This is a genomic window from Leifsonia sp. 466MF (genome assembly GCF_900100265.1).
Classification (GTDB): Bacteria; Actinomycetota; Actinomycetes; order Actinomycetales; family Microbacteriaceae; genus Leifsonia.
Window position 1 is genome coordinate 1,596,565 of the sequence record NZ_LT629696.1, and the last position, 18,556, is coordinate 1,615,120.

The following is an 18,556-nucleotide window of genomic DNA, read 5'->3' on the forward strand; positions in this document are numbered from 1 at the left end:
CCATGTCAGTCCTCGAGATCCGCGACCTCCACGTCACCGTCGAGACGGACCAGGGCACCAAGCCCATCCTGAACGGCGTCGACCTCACCATCAACGAGGGTGAGATCCACGCGATCATGGGCCCGAACGGCTCCGGCAAGTCCACCCTCGCCTACACGATCGCCGGACACCCCAAATACACCGTGACCCAGGGCTCGATCACGCTCGACGGCGAGGACGTCCTCGCGATGACCGTCGACGAGCGTGCGCGCGCCGGCATCTTCCTCGCGATGCAGTACCCGGTCGAGATCCCCGGTGTCACCAACACCAACTTCCTCCGCACCGCCAAGACCGCGATCGACGGCCAGGCGCCGTCCATCCGCACCTGGGTGAAAGACGTCCGCGAGTCGATGGGCGCCCTGCGCATGGACTCGTCGTTCGCCGAGCGCAACGTCAACGAGGGCTTCTCGGGCGGCGAGAAGAAGCGCAACGAGATCCTCCAGCTGGAGCTGCTGAAGCCGAAGTTCGCCGTGCTCGACGAGACCGACTCCGGCCTCGACGTGGATGCGCTCAAGATCGTCTCCGAGGGCGTCAACCGGGCGAAGGCCAACACCGGCCTCGGCATCCTGCTGATCACGCACTACACGCGCATCCTCCGCTACATCAAGCCGGATTTCGTGCACGTGTTCGTCGCCGGCCGCGTGGCCGAGCAGGGCGGACCGGAGCTCGCCGACCGCCTGGAGGAGGAGGGCTACGACCGCTACGTCGACGCCCCCGAGCCCGCAGCCGCCTCGGCGGCCGAAGTCGCCGGATCCTGAGAGAGGTAGAATCCTCACATGCCCGCCACTTTGAGCCCAGCGCTCTTCGACCAGGTCGAGGAGGCGCTGAAGGACGTCATGGATCCCGAACTCGGGATCAACGTCGTCGACCTGGGCCTCATCTACGACCTGGCCTGGGATGACGAGAACAACGCGCTCATCATCTCGATGACGCTCACCAGTGCCGGCTGCCCGCTGACCGACGTGCTCGAAGAGCAGACCGCCGAGGCGCTCGACGGCATCGTCGAGGCATTCCGCATCAACTGGGTGTGGATGCCGCCGTGGGGTCCCGAGCGGATCACCGACGACGGCCGCGACATGATGCGCGCCCTCGGCTTCGCAATCTAAGACATCCCCTCCAACAGTTCCGGACTTTTTCGACCGCGCCGTGGCGTGCCGGGCCGAAAAAGTCCGGAACTGTTTGCTGAGAACCGAGTAGAGAAGAGATCGACGTGCTTGCCGTGCAGGGGCTGGAGCTGCGCGTTGGCGCACGCCTTCTGATGGAGGACGTGAGCTTCCGCGTCGCCGACGGGGACAAGATCGGACTCGTCGGCCGCAACGGCGCCGGCAAGACGACACTCACCAAGGTCCTCGCCGGCGACCTGCTCCCGACGGCCGGCAAGGTCGACCGCTCCGGCGACCTCGGGTACCTTCCGCAGGACCCGCGCTCCGGCAACCTGGACGACCTGGCGCGCACGCGCATCCTCGACGCCCGGGGCCTCGGCTCGATCGTCCTCGGGATGCAGCAGGCCACCGTCGACATGGCGAGCACCGACTCGGCCGTGTCCGAGGCCGCGATGAAGAAGTACGGCCGGCTGGAGGAGCGCTTCCACCTGCTCGGCGGGTACGCGGCCGAGGCCGAGGCTGCATCCATCGCGTCCAACCTGAACCTGCCGGATCGCATCCTCGACCAGCCGCTGAAGACCCTCTCGGGCGGTCAGCGCCGCCGGATCGAGCTGGCGCGCATCCTCTTCTCCGACGCCCGCACGATGATCCTCGACGAGCCGACGAACCACCTGGATGCGGACTCGGTCATCTGGCTGCGCGAGTTCCTGAAGAACTACACCGGCGGCTTCATCGTCATCTCGCACGACGTGGAACTGGTCGGCGAGACGGTCAACCGCGTCTTCTACCTGGACGCGAACCGCCAGGTCATCGACATCTACAACATGGGCTGGAAGAACTACCAGCGCCAGCGCGCCGCCGACGAGGAGCGCCGCAAGAAGGAGCGCGCCAACGCCGAGAAGAAGGCGGGCGCCCTGCAGCTGCAGGCCGCGAAGTTCGGCGCGAAGGCGACCAAGGCGGCCGCGGCGCACCAGATGGTCGCGCGCGCCGAGAAGCTTCTCGCCGGGCTCGAGGAGGTGCGCCAGGTCGACCGGGTCGCGAAGCTGCGGTTCCCGACACCGGCGCCGTGCGGACGCACGCCGCTGCAGGCGAGCGACCTCTCCAAGAGCTACGGCTCGCTCGAGATCTTCACCGCCGTCGACCTCGCGATCGACCGCGGCTCGAAGGTCGTCGTGCTCGGGCTGAACGGTGCGGGCAAGACCACGCTGCTGCGGATGCTCGCGGGCGTCGACAAGCCGGACACCGGCCAGGTCGAGCCCGGCCACGGCCTGCGGATCGGGTACTACGCGCAGGAGCACGAGACGATCGACGTCGAGCGCAGCGTGCTCCAGAACATGGTGTCGTCGTCGCCCTCGCTGACCGAGACCGAGGCCCGCAGGGTGCTCGGTTCGTTCCTGTTCACGGGCGACGACGCGCACAAGCCGGCCGGCGTGCTCTCCGGCGGCGAGAAGACCCGGCTCGCGCTGGCGATGATCGTCGTGTCGGGGGCGAACGTCCTGCTGCTCGACGAGCCCACCAACAACCTCGACCCGGCCAGCCGCGAGGAGATCCTGGATGCGCTGGCGCACTACGAGGGCGCGGTCGTACTGGTGAGTCACGACGAGGGCGCGGTCGAGGCGCTGAACCCGGAGCGCGTCCTCATCCTCCCCGACGGCGTCGAGGACCACTGGTCGCGCGACTACCTCGACCTCATCTCCCTCGCCTAGCCCTCCGCCCCGGGCACGATTTGCGCCAAATCTCGGTTATGGGGCGCTCAAAACCGCGATTTGGCGCAAATCTCGCCACGGACTGGGGTGCGGCGAGGAGGGTCAGTGGGCGGCGTCGAGGAGTTCGTCCTCGACGTCGGCGTCTGTGCGCTTGGCGCGGCGGCGACGCTCGCGCGCGGCGGCGCGCTCACGCTCCGCGGGGTCGTCCGAGTTGCGCTTGCGGTATTCCGTCACGAGCGCGTAGCCGAGGCCGAAGAAGCCGATCAGGGCGAAGATGATCCACTGGATCATGTACGACCAGTGCAGCCCCTCATCCTGCGTCGGCGGGCTGGTCACGGTCGGCGTCGGCGCGCTCGCTGGCGCCGGGTCCTCGCTGGCGAGCAGCCCGTACGCGCCCGTGTAGACGTCGGCGCCGCCGAGCTTCTCCTTCACCACCGAAAGCTGGATGGTGCCCACCTGATCACCCGTCGCCGTGCGTCCGGCGATGGCCGGCTCACTCGCCTTCAGCCGCGCGACGACCGTCACTGTTCCGGCGGGCGCGGCCGGCACGTGGTCGGGGGAGTCGGTGGTGTTGCCGGTCGGGACCCAGCCGCGATCCACGATGAACAGCGAGCCGTCGGCCGTCCGCAGCGGGGTGAGCACCTCGAACCCGGGGCTGCCGTTGAACGGGCGGTTGCGGACGAGCAGCTGCTTGTCGCGCTCGTACGTCCCGGTCACGGTGACGCGCTTCCACTCCTGCTTCGGCGAGTACGCGCCGAGCGTCGGCAGCTCAGCGGCGAGCGGGACGGGGGACTGGTCGAAGTTCGCCGTCACCAGGGCGTTCGCCGCCGCGGCCTCCTTGCTGCGGGCGAGCTGCCAGTTGGAGAGGAAGCCGCACGCGATCGCGAACACGATCGCGAAGGCGAGGTACCCCAGCCAGCGGCGGGAGAACGCGAAACGCCACCCGTCGGTCGTCGATCCGGTCACGCGATCGGCCCCCCGGCGGCGACCTCGGCCGCCGGCACGACGCGCAGCGGGAAGTCGCGGGCGGCCAGGAACTCGCGCAGGAAGTCGACGTGCTCGTCGCACGCCAGCCAGACCTTCACCCGGTCGGCCGAGTGGATGCGTGGGTTGCGCCACTCGATGCGCCAGGATGCGGTGTCCCGGCAGCCGGCGCGCGAACACGTCAGCGGCTCCGGCTCGCCCATCCCGATCACTGGCCCTCCCGAGGCTCGTCCTTCGGCGCCTGCGGAGGCGGCGCAACTGGAACGATACTGCCTGGACGCTGAACATCCACTCGACCCTGCTCCACCGAGACGTTGGCGATGACCACCGCGAAGTAGGGGAGGAAGATCGCTCCGACGAGCGGGATGGCGGCCCACCAGCCGGGGACGATCACCGCGGCGATGAGGCAGAGCACACGTACGCCCATGGCGACCGAATACTTGATCATCCGGTGCCGTCGCTCCTCATCGGGGGAGAGGGGGAGACTCGTGATCGACGGTGCTGAGGGCTTCTTCATATGCGTTGAGTCCAGCGTACGTCCATAAACTTGGGTTCGGCCCTGCTGGGGTCGAATCTGCAGAAAGCCGTCTTCCTGAAGGGAATCGCATGACCACGCCACGCACCGTCCTCGTCACCGGAGGCAACCGGGGGATCGGCTTCGCCATCGCCGAGGAGTTCGTCGCCCAGGGGCACCGCGTCGCGGTCACCGCGCGGTCGGGCGAGGGCCCGGAGGGTGCGCTGACGGTGCGGGCGGATGTCACGGACGCCGCCTCGGTCGACGCCGCGTTCACCGAGGTCGAGGAGAAGCTCGGGCCGATGGAGGTCGTCGTCGCCAATGCGGGCATCACCAAGGACACCCTCCTGATGCGCATGACCGACGAGGAGTTCGACTCGGTCATCGAGACGAACCTGGGCGGCGCCTTCCGCGTCGTGAAGCGCGCGAACAAGGGGATGCTCAAGGCGCGGTTCGGCCGTATCGTCCTGATCTCGAGCGTGGTCGGCCTGTTCGGCGGCGCCGGACAGGTCAACTACGCGTCGTCGAAGGCCGGACTCGTCGGCATGGCGCGGTCCATCACCCGCGAGCTGGGCGCGCGCGGCATCACGGCGAACGTCGTCGCTCCCGGCTTCATCGAGACCGATATGACGGCGGCGCTGCCGGAGGCGCAGCAGGCCGAGTACAAGAAGAGCATCCCGGCCGGGCGGTTCGCGTCGGCGTCCGAGGTCGCGAAGGTCGTGACCTGGATCGCCGGGGACGACGCCGGCTACATCTCCGGTGCGGTCATCCCGGTCGACGGCGGCCTCGGGATGGGGCACTGACCCACGCACACAGCTCCTGAGTTTTTCGGCCCCACACCGGCGTGTCCGGCCGAAAAACTCAGGAGCTGTCGGCTGAGGGGCTCAGCCGCGGAGGCCGAGGAGCGGGAGCACCTGCGAGAGGTCCGGCCGGTCGATGACCAGATCGGCCTCGGCGCGCACGCGCGGCTTCGCGTTGAAGGCGACGGACAGTCCGGCCTCCGCCATCATCCGCAGGTCGTTCGCTCCGTCGCCGATGGCCACCGTCTGGCGCAGGTGGACTCCGGCGTCGGCGGCCCAGAACAGCAGCGCCTGAGCCTTGGCGGCCGCATCCACGACCGGTCCGTCGACCTCGCCGGTCAGCCGGCCGCCGTCAACGACCAGCCGGTTGGCGCGCCAGTGATCGAGGCCGAGGCGTTCGCCGATCGGGTCGAGCAGCTCGTGGAAGCCGCCGGAGACCACACCGACGACCCCACCGGCCGCCTGGACTCCGGCGATGAGCTCGGGGACGCCTTCGGTCACCCGGATGCGCTCGCCCACGTGCTGGAACACCGATGCGGGGAGCCCGGCGAGGGTTCGGACGCGTTCGCGGAGGCTCTCCTCGAAGTCGAGCTCGCCGCGCATGGCGCGCTCGGTGATCTCGGCGACTTCCGGACGCGACCCCGCCTCGTCGGCGAGCAGTTCGATGACCTCGTCCTGGAGCAGCGTGGAGTCGGCGTCGAGGACGACGAGGACAGAGGCGGACCCGGTGTGCTGTGCGGTGGTCGTCATGGAACGACGTGCACACCCTTGCCGACCACGGTGATGCCCGAGTCGGTCACGGTGAAGCCCCGTGCACGGTCCCGGTCCGGGTCGACGCCGATCTGGGCACCCTCGGCGACAACGACATCCTTGTCCAGGATGGCGCGGCCGACGAACGCGTTCGGCTCGATGATCGCGCGCTCGAAGACGACGGAGTCGACGACCTTCGCACCGGAGTCGACCTTGGCCCACGGCCCGAGGACGCTGCGCTCGAGGTGGGCGCCCGAGATCACCGAGCCGAGGGAGACGATGGAGTCGATGGTCGTGCCGAGCGCGCCGCGGCCGTCGCGCACGATCTTCGCGGGCGGCGAGTTGAGCACCTGGCTGAAAATCGGCCACGAGCGGTTGTAGAGGTTGAAAACCGGCAGGGTGGAGATGAGGTCCTGGTGCGCCTCGAAGAACGAGTCGATCGTTCCGACGTCGCGCCAGTAGTAGCGGTCGCGGTCGGTCGAGCCGGGGACGTCGTTGTTGTTGAAGTCGTACACGGCCGCCTCGCCGCGGGCCACGAAGTCCGGGATGATGTCGCCGCCCATGTCGTGGTTGGAGTCGGGACGGTCGCCGTCCCGCACCACGGCGTCGATGAGCGCGTCGGCGTCGAAGACGTAGTTGCCCATAGAGGCGAGGACCTCGTTCGGGGAGTCGGGCAGACCGATGGGGTCGCGCGGCTTCTCGCGGAACGCGCCGATGCGGTCCGGGCGCTCGGGCTCGACTTCGATGACGCCGAACTGGTCCGCGAGCCCGATGGGCTGGCGGATTGCGGCCACCGTGGCGGGAGCCCCCGAGGCGATATGCGCCTCGATCATCTGGCCGAAGTCCATCCGGTACACGTGGTCGGCGCCCACGACGACGACGATGTCCGGCTTCTCATCCCGGAGCAGGTTGAGGCTCTGCAGGATGGCGTCCGCCGACCCGGAGAACCAGCGCTTGCCGAGGCGCTGCTGGGCGGGGACGGAGGCGACGTAGGAGCTCGTGATGCCGTCCAACCGCCAGGTCTGGGACACGTGACGGTCGAGGCTGTGCGACTTGTACTGGGTGAGGACGACGATCTGGCGCAGTTGCGAGTTGATCAGGTTCGACAGGGCGAAGTCGATGAGACGGTACTGACCGCCGAACGGGACGGCGGGCTTCGCCCGGTCCGCCGTCAACGGCATCAGCCGCTTTCCCTCTCCGCCCGCGAGGACGATGCCGAAGATCTTCTTGCCTGATGCCATGACCACAACAGTAGAGGCGAACTGATCGCTGTACTAGCGTTTCGGTCATGCGCGTCGATCTGCTCACCCGGGAGTATCCGCCGGACATCTACGGCGGGGCCGGGGTCCATGTGACCGAGCTCGTGAAGGCTCTGCGGACCGACACCGAGGTGATCGTCCGGGCCTTCGGCGAGCCCCGGGACGAGCCGGATACCGCGTCGTACCGCGTTCCCGCGGAGCTCGCGGACGCCAACGGGGCGATCGCCACGCTGGGCGTCGACCTGCAGATGGCGCAGGACTGCGGGGGAGCGGATGTCGTCCACTCGCACACCTGGTATGCGAACGGCGCCGGCCACCTGGCCAAGCTGCTGCACGGCGTTCCGCACGTCGTCACGGCGCACAGCCTGGAGCCTCTCCGCCCCTGGAAGGCCGAGCAGCTGGGCGGCGGCTATCGCGTGTCCAGCTGGATCGAGAAGACCGCGTTCGAGGCCGCCGACACCGTGATCGCGGTGAGCGACGGGATGCGTCGCGACATCCTCGCGTCGTATCCGGAGCTCGACCCGACGAAGGTCGTCACGATATACAACGGCATCGACTTGGAGCGCTGGCAGCCGCTGCGCGACGACGATCGCGCCCGCGCCCTGGGGATCGACCCCGGGCGTCCGGCGGTCATCTTCGTCGGCCGCATCACTCGCCAGAAGGGGCTGCCGTACCTGCTGCGCGCGGCCAGGATGCTGCCGCCCGAGGTGCAGGTCATCCTCTGTGCCGGGGCACCGGACACGCCGGAGATCCTGGCCGAGGTGAGCGGACTCGTCGAGGAGCTGCAGGCGGAGCGGGACGGCGTGGTCTGGATCGACCGCCTGCTCCCGAACGACGAGCTGCGCATCGCGCTGACCGCATCCACCGTCTTCGTCTGCCCCTCGATCTACGAGCCGCTCGGGATCGTCAACCTCGAGGCGATGGCGTGCGGGCTTCCCGTGGTCGGGACGGCGACCGGCGGCATCCCCGAGGTGATCGTGGACGGGGTCACCGGACGGCTCGTCCCGATCCAGCAGCTGCAGGACGGCACGGGCACCCCGATCGACCCGGAGAAGTTCGTCGCAGACCTCGCCGCGGCCCTCACCGAGGTGGCCGGCGACCCCGAGCGGGCGGCCGAGATGGGCCGCGCCGGGCGTGAGCGTGCGGAGACCTCGTTCAGCTGGACGGCCATCGCGGAGCAGACGCGGGACGTGTACCGCTCGCTCGCCGGTCGTCACTGACCTGTGTCCGGCGACGGTAGGCTGGAACGCATGGCCGACAGCGTTCTCCGACTTTCCGACGTGTCCGTTGTGCGGGACGGCAACCCCGTCCTGAAGGGTATCGACTGGGCGGTCGAACCGGACGAGCGGTGGGTCATCCTGGGCCGGAACGGCGCCGGGAAGACGACCCTGCTGCAGATCGCCGCTGCGGCCCTGCACCCGAGTTCGGGCGAGGCCGTCGTGCTGGGCGAGTCGGTCGGCCACACCGATCTCGCCGAGCTGCGTCCGCTGCTCGGCTTCGCGTCGAGCGCGCTCGCCCGCCGCATCCCGCGCAATGAGCGCGTGCTGGATGTGGTGATGACGGCCGCCTACGCCGTGACGGGTCGCTGGAACGAGCTCTACGAGGACATCGACGAGCGTCGCGCGCACCGCGTGCTCTCCGAGTGGCACCTCGACCACCTCGCCGACCGCACGTTCGGGAGCCTGTCCGACGGCGAGCAGAAGCGCGTTCAGATCGCCCGCTCGGTGATGACCGATCCCGAGATCCTGCTGCTCGACGAGCCGGCGGCCAGCCTCGACCTCGGCGGCCGCGAGGAGCTGCTGCAGCTGCTCGGCGGGTACGCCAGCGACCCGAAGTCGCCCGCGATCGTCATGGTCACCCACCACGTCGAGGAGATCCCGCAGGCGTTCAACCGTGCGCTGCTGCTGAAGGACGGCGAGATCACCGCCCAGGGCGCCATCGAAGAGGTCCTGACGAGCGAGAACCTCAGTGCCACCTTCGACATCGACGTCGAGATCACCGAGTCCGACGGCCGGTACACCGCCCGGGCGCGCCAGGGCGTCGAGGGCTGATCGGCCGCTGTCGATCTGCTAGACTCGATAGCTGGCCCCCGAACCGATCCTGCCTTTCCGGCTACGATCCACGGCTCTCGGGTCTGAAGCTTCCCGTCCACGCGGTCTGCGCGGACACGACCGAACCGACTACTAGCTGCAACAAGGAAGTCCTGATGAAGACTGGCATCCACCCCGACTACGCCCCGGTGGTTTTCCGCGACCTGGCCTCGGGTGCGACGTTCCTCACCCGCTCCACCGTCTCGAGCGACAAGACCATCGAGTGGGAGGACGGCAACACCTACCCGGTGATCGACGTCGAGATCTCGTCCGAGTCGCACCCGTTCTACACCGGCAAGCAGCGCATCATGGACTCGGCCGGCCGCGTCGAGAAGTTCAACTCGCGCTACAAGAGCTTCGGCAAGTAAGCCGCTCCGCGAAGGCCCCCGTCGATTCGACGGGGGCCTTCGTCATGCCGGCCGAAACACGAAGGCCCCCGTCCGGTGGACGGGGGCCTTCGGCGTTCGTGGGCGGACTCAGTTGTAGTTGTAGTTGCTCATCGCGGCGCCGAGCGACGCGAAGAAGATGATGCTGAAGATGATGCTGAAGGCGACAGACACGAAGCCGATGATGATGGCTGCGATCGCGAGTCCGCGGCCCTGCTCACCGGTGCGCTTGATCTGGTTGAGGGCGATGAAGCCGAGGATGATGCCCACGATGTTGACGATGAAGGACAGGATGAAGGCCACGATCGACATGGTGTTCCAGCCGGGCTGCGCGCCCTGGTACTGCTGCTGGTAGCCGGCGGGCTGCTGCTGCGGCGGGAGGGGCTGCGGGTTCAGGTTGGAGTCGCTCATGCGCCACAATCTAGCGGGCCAGCGCCCGGAGCAGTAGCCCCCGCATGCGGGGGCGGGGTGCGAGACCCGGTCAGCGGATGGGCCAGGCGCCCGACGTCGTGAACTCCGGGTCGCGCTCGCGCCGCATGTACTCCTGGAAGTCGGCGGCCTGCTCGCGGCACCAGTCGACCTGGCGGCGGTGCAGTTCGGCGGCCTCCAACGCCAGGGCCTCGGCGTGGATGCGCGCGAGCGCCTGCGCGACGCGACCGGCGGCGATGGCGTCGGCTCCCGCGTCATGTGCGGCGAGGAGGTCGACGCCGTAGTGGGTCGCGGTGACCGTGAGCGTGCGCTTGCCACGGCGGTACTTGTCCACCGCCTTGTCGATCACGAGCGGGTCGATGATCGGGCCGGGGGAGACGAGCGGCGCGACGCCGTGGCGGCGGGCCTCGCGGTCGAGGAGCGTGAAGTCGTACGGCGCGTTGTAGGCCACGACGGGGATGCCGCGATCGAACAGGCTGCGCAGCTGGGCGACGATCGCGGCGACCGCTCTGGCCGCATCCATCCCGTGCTCGCGGGCGCGCTCGGTGGTGATGCCGTGCACCGCGGTCGCCTCGGAGGGGATCTCGACCTGCGGGTCGATCAGCCAGTCGCGGCGGTGCAGCACCTCACCGGTCTCGTCGAGGAGGCCGACGTGGGCGGTGACGATCCGGGCCGATTCGACGTCGATTCCGGTGGTCTCGAGGTCGAACACCCCGAGTCGCTGGTGCCACGTGCTCATGTCCTCACGCTAAGCCGACCCACCGTCATCCCCCGGGAACGGCACGCCGAGGTGCACTTAGTTGCGTTCGACACGCCGGGGGAGGGCACAACAAGGTGCACCTCGGCGAACCGGGGAACCGCGGATCAGTCGCGGCGCGGCTCCATGTGCAGCCAGTAGAAGTTCTGCGTGCCGAGGGTGAGCGTGAAGCGGCCGTCGTCGGCGACGGTCGGGAACTCCGCGCCGCCGAACAGGTCGTACAGGGTGCGTCCGGCGAACTCCGGCGCCTCCAGCGTGACCGACACGGGATTGTGTGCGAACGAGAACACGCACAGCACGTCCTCGGGCTGGTCGCCGAAATGCGTGCCGCTGCCCGCATACGAGCGCACGAAAGCCAGAACGGACTCGTGGTCGGTGGGCAGCACGCGGATGTCGCCCAGCCCGAACACGGGATGCGCCTTCCGCACGTGGATGACGTTGCGGATCCAGTGCAGCAGCGACCGCGACTGCGCGAGCTGCGCCTCCACGTTCACCTGGTTGTAGTGGAACACCAGCGACTGCACGACGGGCAGGTAGAGCTTGCCGGGGTCGGCGCTGGAGAAGCCGGCGTTGCGGTCCGGCGTCCACTGCATCGGGGTGCGGGAGCTGTCGCGGTCGGGCAGCCAGATGTTGTCGCCCATCCCGATCTCGTCGCCGTAGTACAGGAACGGGCTGCCGGGAAGCGAGAAGAGCAGGGCGTGGGCGAGCTCCAGCTCGGCACGGGAGTTGTCGAGCAGCGGGGCGAGGCGGCGCCGGATACCGATGTTGGCGCGCATCCGCGGGTCGTAGGCGTACCAGCCGTACATCGCCTGCCGGTACTCCTCGCTCACCATCTCGAGCGTCAGCTCGTCGTGGTTGCGGAGGAACACGCCCCAGGCGGCGCCGTCCGGCACGTCCGTGGTCTCGGAGAGCACCCGCACGAGCTCGCTCGCCTGCTGCGACCGGAGCGCGTAGAAGATGCGCGGCATCACCGGGAAGTCGAAGGCCATGTGGCACTCCGGCTCCTCCTCGCTGCCGAAGAACGCCGCAACCTCGCGCGGCCACTGGTTGGCCTCGGCGATCATGATGCGGCCGGGGTACTCGCGGTCCACCCACTCGCGCAGCTTGATGATGAACTCGTGGGTCTTCGGCTCGCCTTCGCCGTTGCCCTCGTCGGACTCGTACAGGTACGGGATGGCGTCGAGCCGGAAGCCGTCGACGCCCAGGTCGAGCCAGAACCGGACGACGTCGTACATGGCCTCATGCACGGCCGGGTTCTCGAAGTTGAGGTCCGGCTGGTGCGAGAAGAAGCGGTGGAAGTAGAACTGGCGCCGTGCCTCGTCGAAGGCCCAATTGGAGTCCTCGGTGTCGACGAAGATGATGCGGATGTCCGGCCACTTGTCGTCCGTGTCGTTCCAGACGTAGAAGTCGCCGTACGGCCCCTCCGGCTCGGAACGCGACTGCTGGAACCATTCGTGCTGATCGGAGGTGTGGTTGATCGGCAGGTCGATGATGATGCGCATGTTGCGCTCGTGCGCCTTCGTGACGAGCTCGCGGAACTCGTCGATCGTCCCGAACTCCGGGAGGATCGACGTGAAGTCGGAGACGTCGTAGCCGCCGTCGCGCAGGGGCGACCGGAAGAACGGCGGGAGCCAGAGCGCGTCGATGCCGAGCCACTGCAGATAGTCGAGCTTGGAGGTGAGGCCGGCGATGTCGCCGGAACCGTCGCCGTTACTGTCGACGAACGAGCGGACCATGACCTCGTAGAAGACCGACCGGCGGTACCACTGGGGATCGAGGGCGAGCCCGGGCAGCGTGATGGGCGCGGTGAAACTCACGGTTCTCCTTCAGCGGGGTGGATCGGGGGTGGTGCCGGGAGCGGGATGAAGCGGGGTGGTGCGCGGCGGCCGCCGGGGGAGCGGCATCCGGTGCAAGCGATTACATCCAGAGAAGTCTAGGGTGTGCGGGCGGTGCCCTGTCCAGTCCTGCCTAGACTGGGGAGCGATGACTGTCTCCTCACCCTACGCCGCCGCCCTGGGGCGGGTGCCCGTGCGCGAAGAGGCGGTCGCTGTCCTCGGCTCGACCACCCGGTATTGGGACTACGGCGAGCGGGATGCGACGACCACCCTGGTGCTCGTGCACGGCTTCCGCGGCGATCACCACGGCCTGGAGCCGGTGGTCGCCCAGCTGGACGGCATCCGCATGATCTCGCCTGACCTCCCGGGCTTCGGCGCATCGACGCCGATGACCGAAGCGGCGCACGACATCGCCGGGTACGGCCGCTGGCTGCGCGCGTTCGTCGACGGGCTCGGGCTGACCGGCCGGGTGGTGCTGCTCGGTCACTCGTTCGGGTCGATCGTGGTGTCCGGTGCGCTGGCGGGTGCGGACGGCGGGGGCGGCGCCGACAGCGCGGCCGAGCGGCCGGCCGGCGTCGTTCTCGTCAACCCGATCGGCCAACCCGCGCTGGAGGGTCCGCGCGGCCTGTTCACCCGGCTCGCGATCTTCTACTATTGGCTCGCAGCGGTGCTCCCGGAGCGGCTCGGCTTCGCGCTGCTCCGCAATCGGGTGATCGTGCGCGTGATGAGCATGGCCATGGCGAAGACGAAGGAGCCGGCGCTGCGCCGCTGGATCCACGACCAGCACGACCGCTACTTCTCGGCGTTCAGCGACCGGCAGGTGGTGCTGGAGGCGTTCCGCGCCTCGGTGTCGCACGACGTCAGCGAGTACGCGGGACGCATCCCGGAGCGCACGCTGCTCGTCGCCGCCGAGAAGGACGACATCACGCCCATCGCGGCCGAGTACCGCCTGCAGACGCTGTTCCCGGATGCGGAGCTCGTCGTCATCCCGGATGTCGGCCACCTCATCCACTACGAGACGCCGGCGGCGGCGGCCCGTGCCATCCAGCGCTTCGTCGCGGAGCTGCCGGGGGAGCGCGCGTGAGGATCCTGTTCGACTGCCGCTACACACGGATCGGCCGGCACGACGGCATCAGCCGCTACACAGCCGGCCTCGTCACCGCCCTCGCGAAGCGGCACCCGGTGACGATGCTGATCAGCGACCACCGCCAGCTCGAACTGCTGCCCGACCTGCCGTGGGAGCTCATTCCGTCGCCCACGTCGATGGGAGAGCCGTGGGTGGCGCGGACGGTCAACCGCCTCAAGCCGGACGTCGTGTTCACCCCCATGCAGACGATGGGCGGCTTCGGGCGGAAGTACCGGCTCGTGCTGACGGTCCACGACCTCATCTACTACCGCCACCCGACTCCGCCGCGCGACCTGCCGGCGTTCGTGCGGGGGCTGTGGCGGCTGTACCACCTGGCGTGGTGGCCGCAGCGCCTGCTGCTCAACCGCTCCGACGCGGTCGTGACCGTCTCGGAGACGACGAAGGGGCTCATCGCCGAGCACCGCCTGACCAAGCGGCCGGTGCACGTCGTGCCCAATGCGGCCGACATGCCCGAGCTCGCACCCGGCCGGGCTGAGCGCACCGCGGCGGAGAGCAAGAGCCTCGTCTACATGGGCTCATTCATGCCGTACAAGAACGTGGACACGCTGGTGCGTGCAGCCGCGCTGCTGCCGGAGTACACGCTCCACCTGATGAGCCGGGTATCGGATGCGGAGCGGCAGCGCCTGACGGAACTCGCGCCGGGTGCGCGCATCGTCTTCCACGACGGCGCCAGCGACGAGGAGTACGCGGAGACGCTTGCCGCGGCGACCGCCCTGGTGACGGCGTCGCACGACGAAGGGTTCGGCATCCCGCTGGTGGAGTCGATGACGCTCGGCACGCCGGTGGTCGTCAGCGACATCCCGATCTTCCGGGAGATCGGCGGGGAGGCCGCACTGTACTTCGACGCGGATGCGCCGGAGCAGGTGGCGGCGCGGGTCCGGCACCTGGAGGAGGACGGCGTCTGGGCTGCCCGGTCGGCAGCCGCGCGCGCTCAGGCGGCGCGGTACACCTGGGACGGCTCGGCGGAGCGGCTGCTCACGGTGCTCGAGGGCGTCGCGTCGCGCTGACGACGCCAGCTCACATCACGGAGGCGGTGAACAGGTCGCGGTCCTCCGGGCCGAGGTTGAAGCGGTCGAGCGTCAGGTCGCCGTCGTCGTAGCGGAAGCGATGGACGGACCCGTTCGGGATCAGCTCGCCCGGCCCCGGCAGCGCGTGATCGGTGACGTGGCGCACCAGCGACGAGATGACGCCGCCGTGGCTGACGACGATGACGTTCTCACCGGGATGCCGCTCGCCGAGGTCACGGAGCGCGGGAAGGGCGCGCGCGACGACCTCGTCGCGGGTCTCGCGACCGGGCACGGGCATCCCGTCGGGCCAGCGGGCCAGGATCTGCTCGCCGGTCAGCCCCTCGGCCTCGCCGTACTGCCGCTCGGCGACCGCCGGAAGGCGCTCCGGCTCGCCCAGCCCGACATGACCGGCGATGATCCGCGCGGTGTCGAGAGCGCGTGACAGCGGGCTGGCGTAGATCGCGTCGAACCGTCCGCCCGCGAGCGCACGTCCCGTCGCCTCCGCCTGGTCGCGGCCGGTCGCATTGAGCGGGATGTCGCTGGAGCCCTGGATGCGTTTCGCGAGGTTCCAGTCGGTCTGGCCGTGCCGCACCAGCGAGATGAAGGTCACACGCGTCCTTTCGTCACCGGGACGCGTGGGCGGTCGGGTCAGGCCAACCGTTCGGCCAACTCGACCAGTGTTTCCGTCGTCCCACCGTCCAGCTTAATGGTCGCGCGACCGTCGCCCTTGGTCGCGCCCCGGTTGACGATGACGATGGGGAGCCGGCGGCGCCGGGCCTCCTCGAGGAGCCGGATGCCGGAGTTGACCACCAGCGACGAACCGGCGATCACGAGGGCGTCGGCCGAACGGACCAGCGCGCTGGCCTCGCGGTACTTCTCGGCGGGCACGAACTCGCCGAAGAAGACCACATCCGGCTTCAGATGGCCGCCGCAGACGGTGCAGTCCGGGACGACGAAGGCGTCGATGTCGGTGACGATGGCGTCGCCGTCCGGTGCGATCTCGACGGCGCCCTCGGTGTCGAGCCACGGGTTCGCGGCGTCGATCCGCGCGGTGATCGCCTCGCGGGCGAAGATCTGGCCGCAGACGAGGCAGAGGACGCGGTCCATGGCGCCGTGGAGGTCGACGACCTTGCGCGACCCGGCCTGCTTGTGCAGCCCGTCCACGTTCTGGGTGATGACGCCGTTGGCGGCGCCCGCGGCCTCCAGCGCCGCCAGAGCACGGTGGCCGTCGTTGGGATGCGCTGCCGCGAACCGGCGGTAGCCCAGGTGGCTGCCGGCCCAGTAGCGCTTGCGGAAGCGGTCGTCGGAGAGGAACTGCTGGAACGTCATCGGGGTGCGCTTCGGAGCGCCCTCGCCGCGGTAGTCCGGGATGCCGGAGTCGGTGGACACGCCAGCGCCGGTCAGAACGGCGAAGCGGCGGCCGGAGAGCAGCTCGACGGTCTGGTCGATCCCGCGGGCGAGTTCCGGCGGGAGCTCGGTCGTCAGCGTGGTCACAGGCACCTCCAGATCCTCTCTGAGTCTAAACACCCCAGTTTTCCGATTTGTTTCGTGCGGCTGGCAGTGTTGACGTCATGCTCCTGTACCGCATCGACGACCTGGAGGCCGAAGGCCTCGCCGACTACTCGCGCCTGACCGACGTGGCGCTGCGGCGGGTGACCGAACCGGCGGGCGGGCTGTACATCGCCGAGTCGACGAAGGTGATCACGCGCGCCCTGGCCGCCGGTCACCGGCCGCGCTCCGTGCTGCTGCAGGAGCAGTGGCTCCCGGATATCGAGCCGCTGCTGGAGCCGTATCCCGACGTCCCCGTCTTCGTCGGCGACGCGGCAGTGCTCGAGCGGCTCACCGGGTACCACCTGCACCGGGGCGCGCTGGCGGCGATGCACCGCCCCGAGCTGCCCGATCCGGCCGAGCTGCTGCGGGATGCGCGGCGCGTGGTCGTGCTGGAGGACATCGTCGACCACACCAACGTCGGGGCGATCTTCCGCGCGGTCGCGGGCCTCGGCGCGGACGCCGTGCTCGTCACGCCGCGGTGCGCCGACCCGCTCTACCGGCGCAGCGTCCGCGTCTCCATGGGCACGGTGCTCCAGGTGCCGTGGACACGACTGCCGGAGTGGGATGAGGCCGTGCCGTTGCTCCACGGCGCCGGGTTCGACATCGCCGCGCTCGCGCTCTCCGACGAGGCCGTGACGCTCGACGCGTACGCAGCCGACCCGCCGGAGCGCGTGGCCATGGTGTTCGGAGCGGAGGGAGACGGGCTCAGCAGGCGCGCGCTGACTGCGGCGGACACGGTGGTCACCATCCCGATGCTGCACGGCGTCGACTCGCTCAACGTGGCCTCCGCGTCCGCTGTCGCGTTGTGGGCGCTCCGCGCGCGTTCTCAGCCGTCGCAGGGATAGCCGTCGCTAAAATCCGAGGGTGCCCCAGCAAGTTCTCGTCGATCCGCCGCGCCGTGTCTCCCGGAAGGTGTACCGCCGGCGCCGCATCGTGGTCTTCGGGACGCTGATCGCCATCCTCGTCGCTTTCGTCTATGTGGTGGGGTCGCTCGTCGCGCCGGTCCCGGCGACCGCGGCGGTCACGGCGCACGGCAAGCAGCTCGTGCAGCCCGCCGTGCAGCTGGCCTGGCCCGGATACGGCTCAGCCGCGATCGTCGCGCCCGACTATCCGGGAGCATCGGCGTCGCACGGGAGCGACGCCAGTGTGCCGATCGCGAGCATCACGAAGACGATCACAGCGCTCGTCGTGCTGGAGAAGAAGCCGCTGAACGGCAACGATCAGGGGCCGGACATCTCGTTCACGCAGCGGGATGTGGACATCTGGAACGACGTCGTCGCGGCGGGCGGATCGTGGGCGCCGGTGGTCGCGGGCACGTCCATGACCGAGAAGCAGGCGCTGGAGGCGATGCTGCTGCCGTCGGCGAACAACTACGCGATCTCGCTGGCGAACTGGGCGTACGGGTCGACGAGCGCCTACGTGTCGGCCGCCAACGACTGGCTGGCGAAGAACGGCTTCACCGGCACGAAGGTCACAACGCCCGACGGCCTCGACCCGGGGAACGTGAGCACGACGAAGGACCTGATTGGCATCGGAAAGCTGGTGCTCGCGTCGCCCGCGCTGTCGTCGATCGTGTCGCAGAAGAACGCCACCCTCCCCGGCGCCGGGTCGCAGGACAACACCAACACGCTCCTCGGGTTCGAGGGCATGGACGGGATCAAGACCGGGAACACCGACGAGGCCGGCAACTGCCTGCTGTTCTCGGCGGAGCTGCCGGTCGGGTCGACGAAGGTGCGGGTGCTCGGCGTGGTGCTGGGTGCGCCGACCCACGACGATCTGTGGGCGGGGGTTCAAGCGCTGATGACCAGCATGAAGAGCGGGTTCCACCAGGTGACGCCGGTCGAGAAGGGCCAGGTGTTCGGCACCTACACGACCGCGTGGGGAGCGTCGTCGAAGCTGATCGCGACCGAGACGAAGTCGTTCCTGGTGTGGTCGGATACGCCGATCACCGTGGATCTGCAGACGCGACCGCTGTCGTCCGGGTTCAAGGGCGACATCCTCGGTCAGGGGACGTTCACGCTCAACGGGACGACCGCGACGGTGCCGTTGGCACTCGCGCGGGACGTGCCCGACCCTGGGTTCGGGTGGCGGCTGGCGCATCCGGGCGGGCTCGGGACGTAGCGTCGCGCGTCTGTGGGACGCACTCGCCGTTATGGGGTGGCCGTAACGGCGTGTTGCGACCCACGGAGGTGGCGCGGC

The 18,556-nt window shown here is 69.3% G+C and carries 21 protein-coding genes; 11 read left to right on the forward strand and 10 right to left on the reverse strand.

Translation table 11 applies throughout. The features are described 5' to 3' along the window. Window positions 1–2 precede the first annotated feature (2 nt). From sufC to BLR91_RS07600, 3 genes are all read left to right on the forward strand, one after another. Window positions 3–797 carry a Fe-S cluster assembly ATPase SufC gene (gene sufC, locus BLR91_RS07590; RefSeq protein ID WP_089876017.1) on the forward strand — a complete coding sequence of 265 codons (795 nt, stop codon included), beginning with the start codon at window positions 3–5 and terminating at the stop codon, window positions 795–797. Between the two features lie 18 nt (window positions 798–815). After that, entirely contained in the window at window positions 816–1,145 is a 330-nt protein-coding gene (locus tag BLR91_RS07595) for a metal-sulfur cluster assembly factor (protein ID WP_018191123.1), read from the forward strand. 104 nt (window positions 1,146–1,249) lie between these two features. Beyond that, window positions 1,250–2,848, forward strand: coding sequence for an ABC-F family ATP-binding cassette domain-containing protein (locus BLR91_RS07600; protein ID WP_029043033.1), 1,599 nt, complete (start codon window positions 1,250–1,252; stop codon window positions 2,846–2,848). Window positions 2,849–2,950: 102 nt separating this feature from the next. On the opposite strand, the gene BLR91_RS07605 is transcribed toward BLR91_RS07600, so the two are convergent. Genes BLR91_RS07605 through BLR91_RS07615 form a run of 3 tightly spaced genes read right to left on the reverse strand, consistent with a single transcriptional unit; the run spans window position 2,951 to window position 4,349 of the window. Then, complete coding sequence (locus BLR91_RS07605; protein ID WP_089876015.1) at window positions 2,951–3,814, reverse strand: SURF1 family cytochrome oxidase biogenesis protein; 864 nt, start codon at window positions 3,812–3,814, stop codon at window positions 2,951–2,953. Then, complete coding sequence (locus BLR91_RS07610; protein ID WP_172823194.1) at window positions 3,811–4,035, reverse strand: hypothetical protein; 225 nt, start codon at window positions 4,033–4,035, stop codon at window positions 3,811–3,813. Before BLR91_RS07610 ends, BLR91_RS07605 begins: the two co-directional genes overlap by 4 nt. A gap of 5 nt (window positions 4,036–4,040) precedes the next feature. Then, the gene (locus BLR91_RS07615; RefSeq protein ID WP_029043034.1) at window positions 4,041–4,349 is read right to left on the reverse strand and encodes a DUF3099 domain-containing protein; all 309 of its coding nucleotides are present in this window, start codon (window positions 4,347–4,349) and stop codon (window positions 4,041–4,043) included. Between the two features lie 89 nt (window positions 4,350–4,438). Between BLR91_RS07615 and fabG the strand changes: the two genes are divergently transcribed. Further along, window positions 4,439–5,149, forward strand: coding sequence for a 3-oxoacyl-ACP reductase FabG (gene fabG, locus BLR91_RS07620; protein ID WP_089876013.1), 711 nt, complete (start codon window positions 4,439–4,441; stop codon window positions 5,147–5,149). An 81-nt stretch (window positions 5,150–5,230) separates the two neighbouring features. Here the strand turns inward: fabG and serB are convergent, their stop codons facing one another. Beyond that, window positions 5,231–5,896 carry a phosphoserine phosphatase SerB gene (serB, locus tag BLR91_RS07625; protein WP_089876011.1) on the reverse strand — a complete coding sequence of 222 codons (666 nt, stop codon included), beginning with the start codon at window positions 5,894–5,896 and terminating at the stop codon, window positions 5,231–5,233. Continuing rightward, on the reverse strand, window positions 5,893–7,137 hold the full coding sequence (locus BLR91_RS07630; RefSeq protein WP_026307182.1) for a glucose-1-phosphate adenylyltransferase: 1,245 nt from the start codon (window positions 7,135–7,137) through the stop codon (window positions 5,893–5,895). Before BLR91_RS07630 ends, serB begins: the two co-directional genes overlap by 4 nt. A 47-nt stretch (window positions 7,138–7,184) precedes the next feature. Here BLR91_RS07630 and glgA point away from each other — a divergent pair, with 47 nt between their 5' ends. The 3 genes from glgA to BLR91_RS07645 all read left to right on the forward strand — a co-directional run bounded on the left by glgA (window position 7,185) and on the right by BLR91_RS07645 (window position 9,613). Next, the gene (glgA, locus tag BLR91_RS07635; RefSeq protein ID WP_020077550.1) at window positions 7,185–8,375 is read left to right on the forward strand and encodes a glycogen synthase; all 1,191 of its coding nucleotides are present in this window, start codon (window positions 7,185–7,187) and stop codon (window positions 8,373–8,375) included. A 30-nt stretch (window positions 8,376–8,405) separates the two neighbouring features. Beyond that, entirely contained in the window at window positions 8,406–9,206 is an 801-nt protein-coding gene (locus BLR91_RS07640; protein WP_089876009.1) for an ABC transporter ATP-binding protein, read from the forward strand. 155 nt (window positions 9,207–9,361) lie between these two features. Further along, window positions 9,362–9,613 (forward strand): type B 50S ribosomal protein L31, encoded by a 252-nt coding sequence (locus BLR91_RS07645; RefSeq protein WP_018191113.1) that lies wholly within the window; start codon window positions 9,362–9,364, stop codon window positions 9,611–9,613. A 108-nt stretch (window positions 9,614–9,721) separates the two neighbouring features. Here BLR91_RS07645 and BLR91_RS07650 read toward each other — a convergent pair whose 3' ends face one another. The 3 genes from BLR91_RS07650 to treS form a co-directional block, all read right to left on the reverse strand. Next, the gene (locus BLR91_RS07650) at window positions 9,722–10,042 is read right to left on the reverse strand and encodes a DUF4190 domain-containing protein (protein ID WP_018191112.1); all 321 of its coding nucleotides are present in this window, start codon (window positions 10,040–10,042) and stop codon (window positions 9,722–9,724) included. Between the two features lie 70 nt (window positions 10,043–10,112). Continuing rightward, the gene (locus tag BLR91_RS07655) at window positions 10,113–10,799 is read right to left on the reverse strand and encodes an exonuclease domain-containing protein (RefSeq protein ID WP_018191111.1); all 687 of its coding nucleotides are present in this window, start codon (window positions 10,797–10,799) and stop codon (window positions 10,113–10,115) included. Between the two features lie 125 nt (window positions 10,800–10,924). Next, window positions 10,925–12,634, reverse strand: a complete 1,710-nt coding sequence (treS, locus tag BLR91_RS07660; protein ID WP_089876007.1) for a maltose alpha-D-glucosyltransferase — start codon at window positions 12,632–12,634, stop codon at window positions 10,925–10,927. A gap of 166 nt (window positions 12,635–12,800) precedes the next feature. Here treS and BLR91_RS07665 point away from each other — a divergent pair, with 166 nt between their 5' ends. Together BLR91_RS07665 and BLR91_RS07670 are read left to right on the forward strand one after the other, a co-directional pair. Then, the gene (locus BLR91_RS07665) at window positions 12,801–13,736 is read left to right on the forward strand and encodes an alpha/beta fold hydrolase (RefSeq protein WP_089876005.1); all 936 of its coding nucleotides are present in this window, start codon (window positions 12,801–12,803) and stop codon (window positions 13,734–13,736) included. Then, window positions 13,733–14,806, forward strand: coding sequence for a glycosyltransferase family 4 protein (locus tag BLR91_RS07670; protein ID WP_089876003.1), 1,074 nt, complete (start codon window positions 13,733–13,735; stop codon window positions 14,804–14,806). Before BLR91_RS07665 ends, BLR91_RS07670 begins: the two co-directional genes overlap by 4 nt. 10 nt (window positions 14,807–14,816) lie before the next feature. On the opposite strand, the gene BLR91_RS07675 is transcribed toward BLR91_RS07670, so the two are convergent. Both BLR91_RS07675 and BLR91_RS07680 read right to left on the reverse strand, forming a co-directional pair. After that, window positions 14,817–15,416: a histidine phosphatase family protein gene (locus tag BLR91_RS07675; RefSeq protein ID WP_018191107.1), complete on the reverse strand. Its 600-nt coding sequence runs from the start codon at window positions 15,414–15,416 to the stop codon at window positions 14,817–14,819. A 38-nt stretch (window positions 15,417–15,454) separates the two neighbouring features. Continuing rightward, window positions 15,455–16,300, reverse strand: a complete 846-nt coding sequence (locus BLR91_RS07680) for a Sir2 family NAD-dependent protein deacetylase (RefSeq protein WP_018191106.1) — start codon at window positions 16,298–16,300, stop codon at window positions 15,455–15,457. A 77-nt stretch (window positions 16,301–16,377) separates the two neighbouring features. On the opposite strand from BLR91_RS07680, the gene BLR91_RS07685 reads away from it, so the two are divergent. Then, window positions 16,378–17,202: a TrmH family RNA methyltransferase gene (locus BLR91_RS07685; protein ID WP_089876001.1), complete on the forward strand. Its 825-nt coding sequence runs from the start codon at window positions 16,378–16,380 to the stop codon at window positions 17,200–17,202. A 19-nt stretch (window positions 17,203–17,221) separates the two neighbouring features. Next, window positions 17,222–18,478: a D-alanyl-D-alanine carboxypeptidase family protein gene (locus tag BLR91_RS07690; protein WP_231371292.1), complete on the forward strand. Its 1,257-nt coding sequence runs from the start codon at window positions 17,222–17,224 to the stop codon at window positions 18,476–18,478. Window positions 18,479–18,556 lie beyond the last annotated feature (78 nt).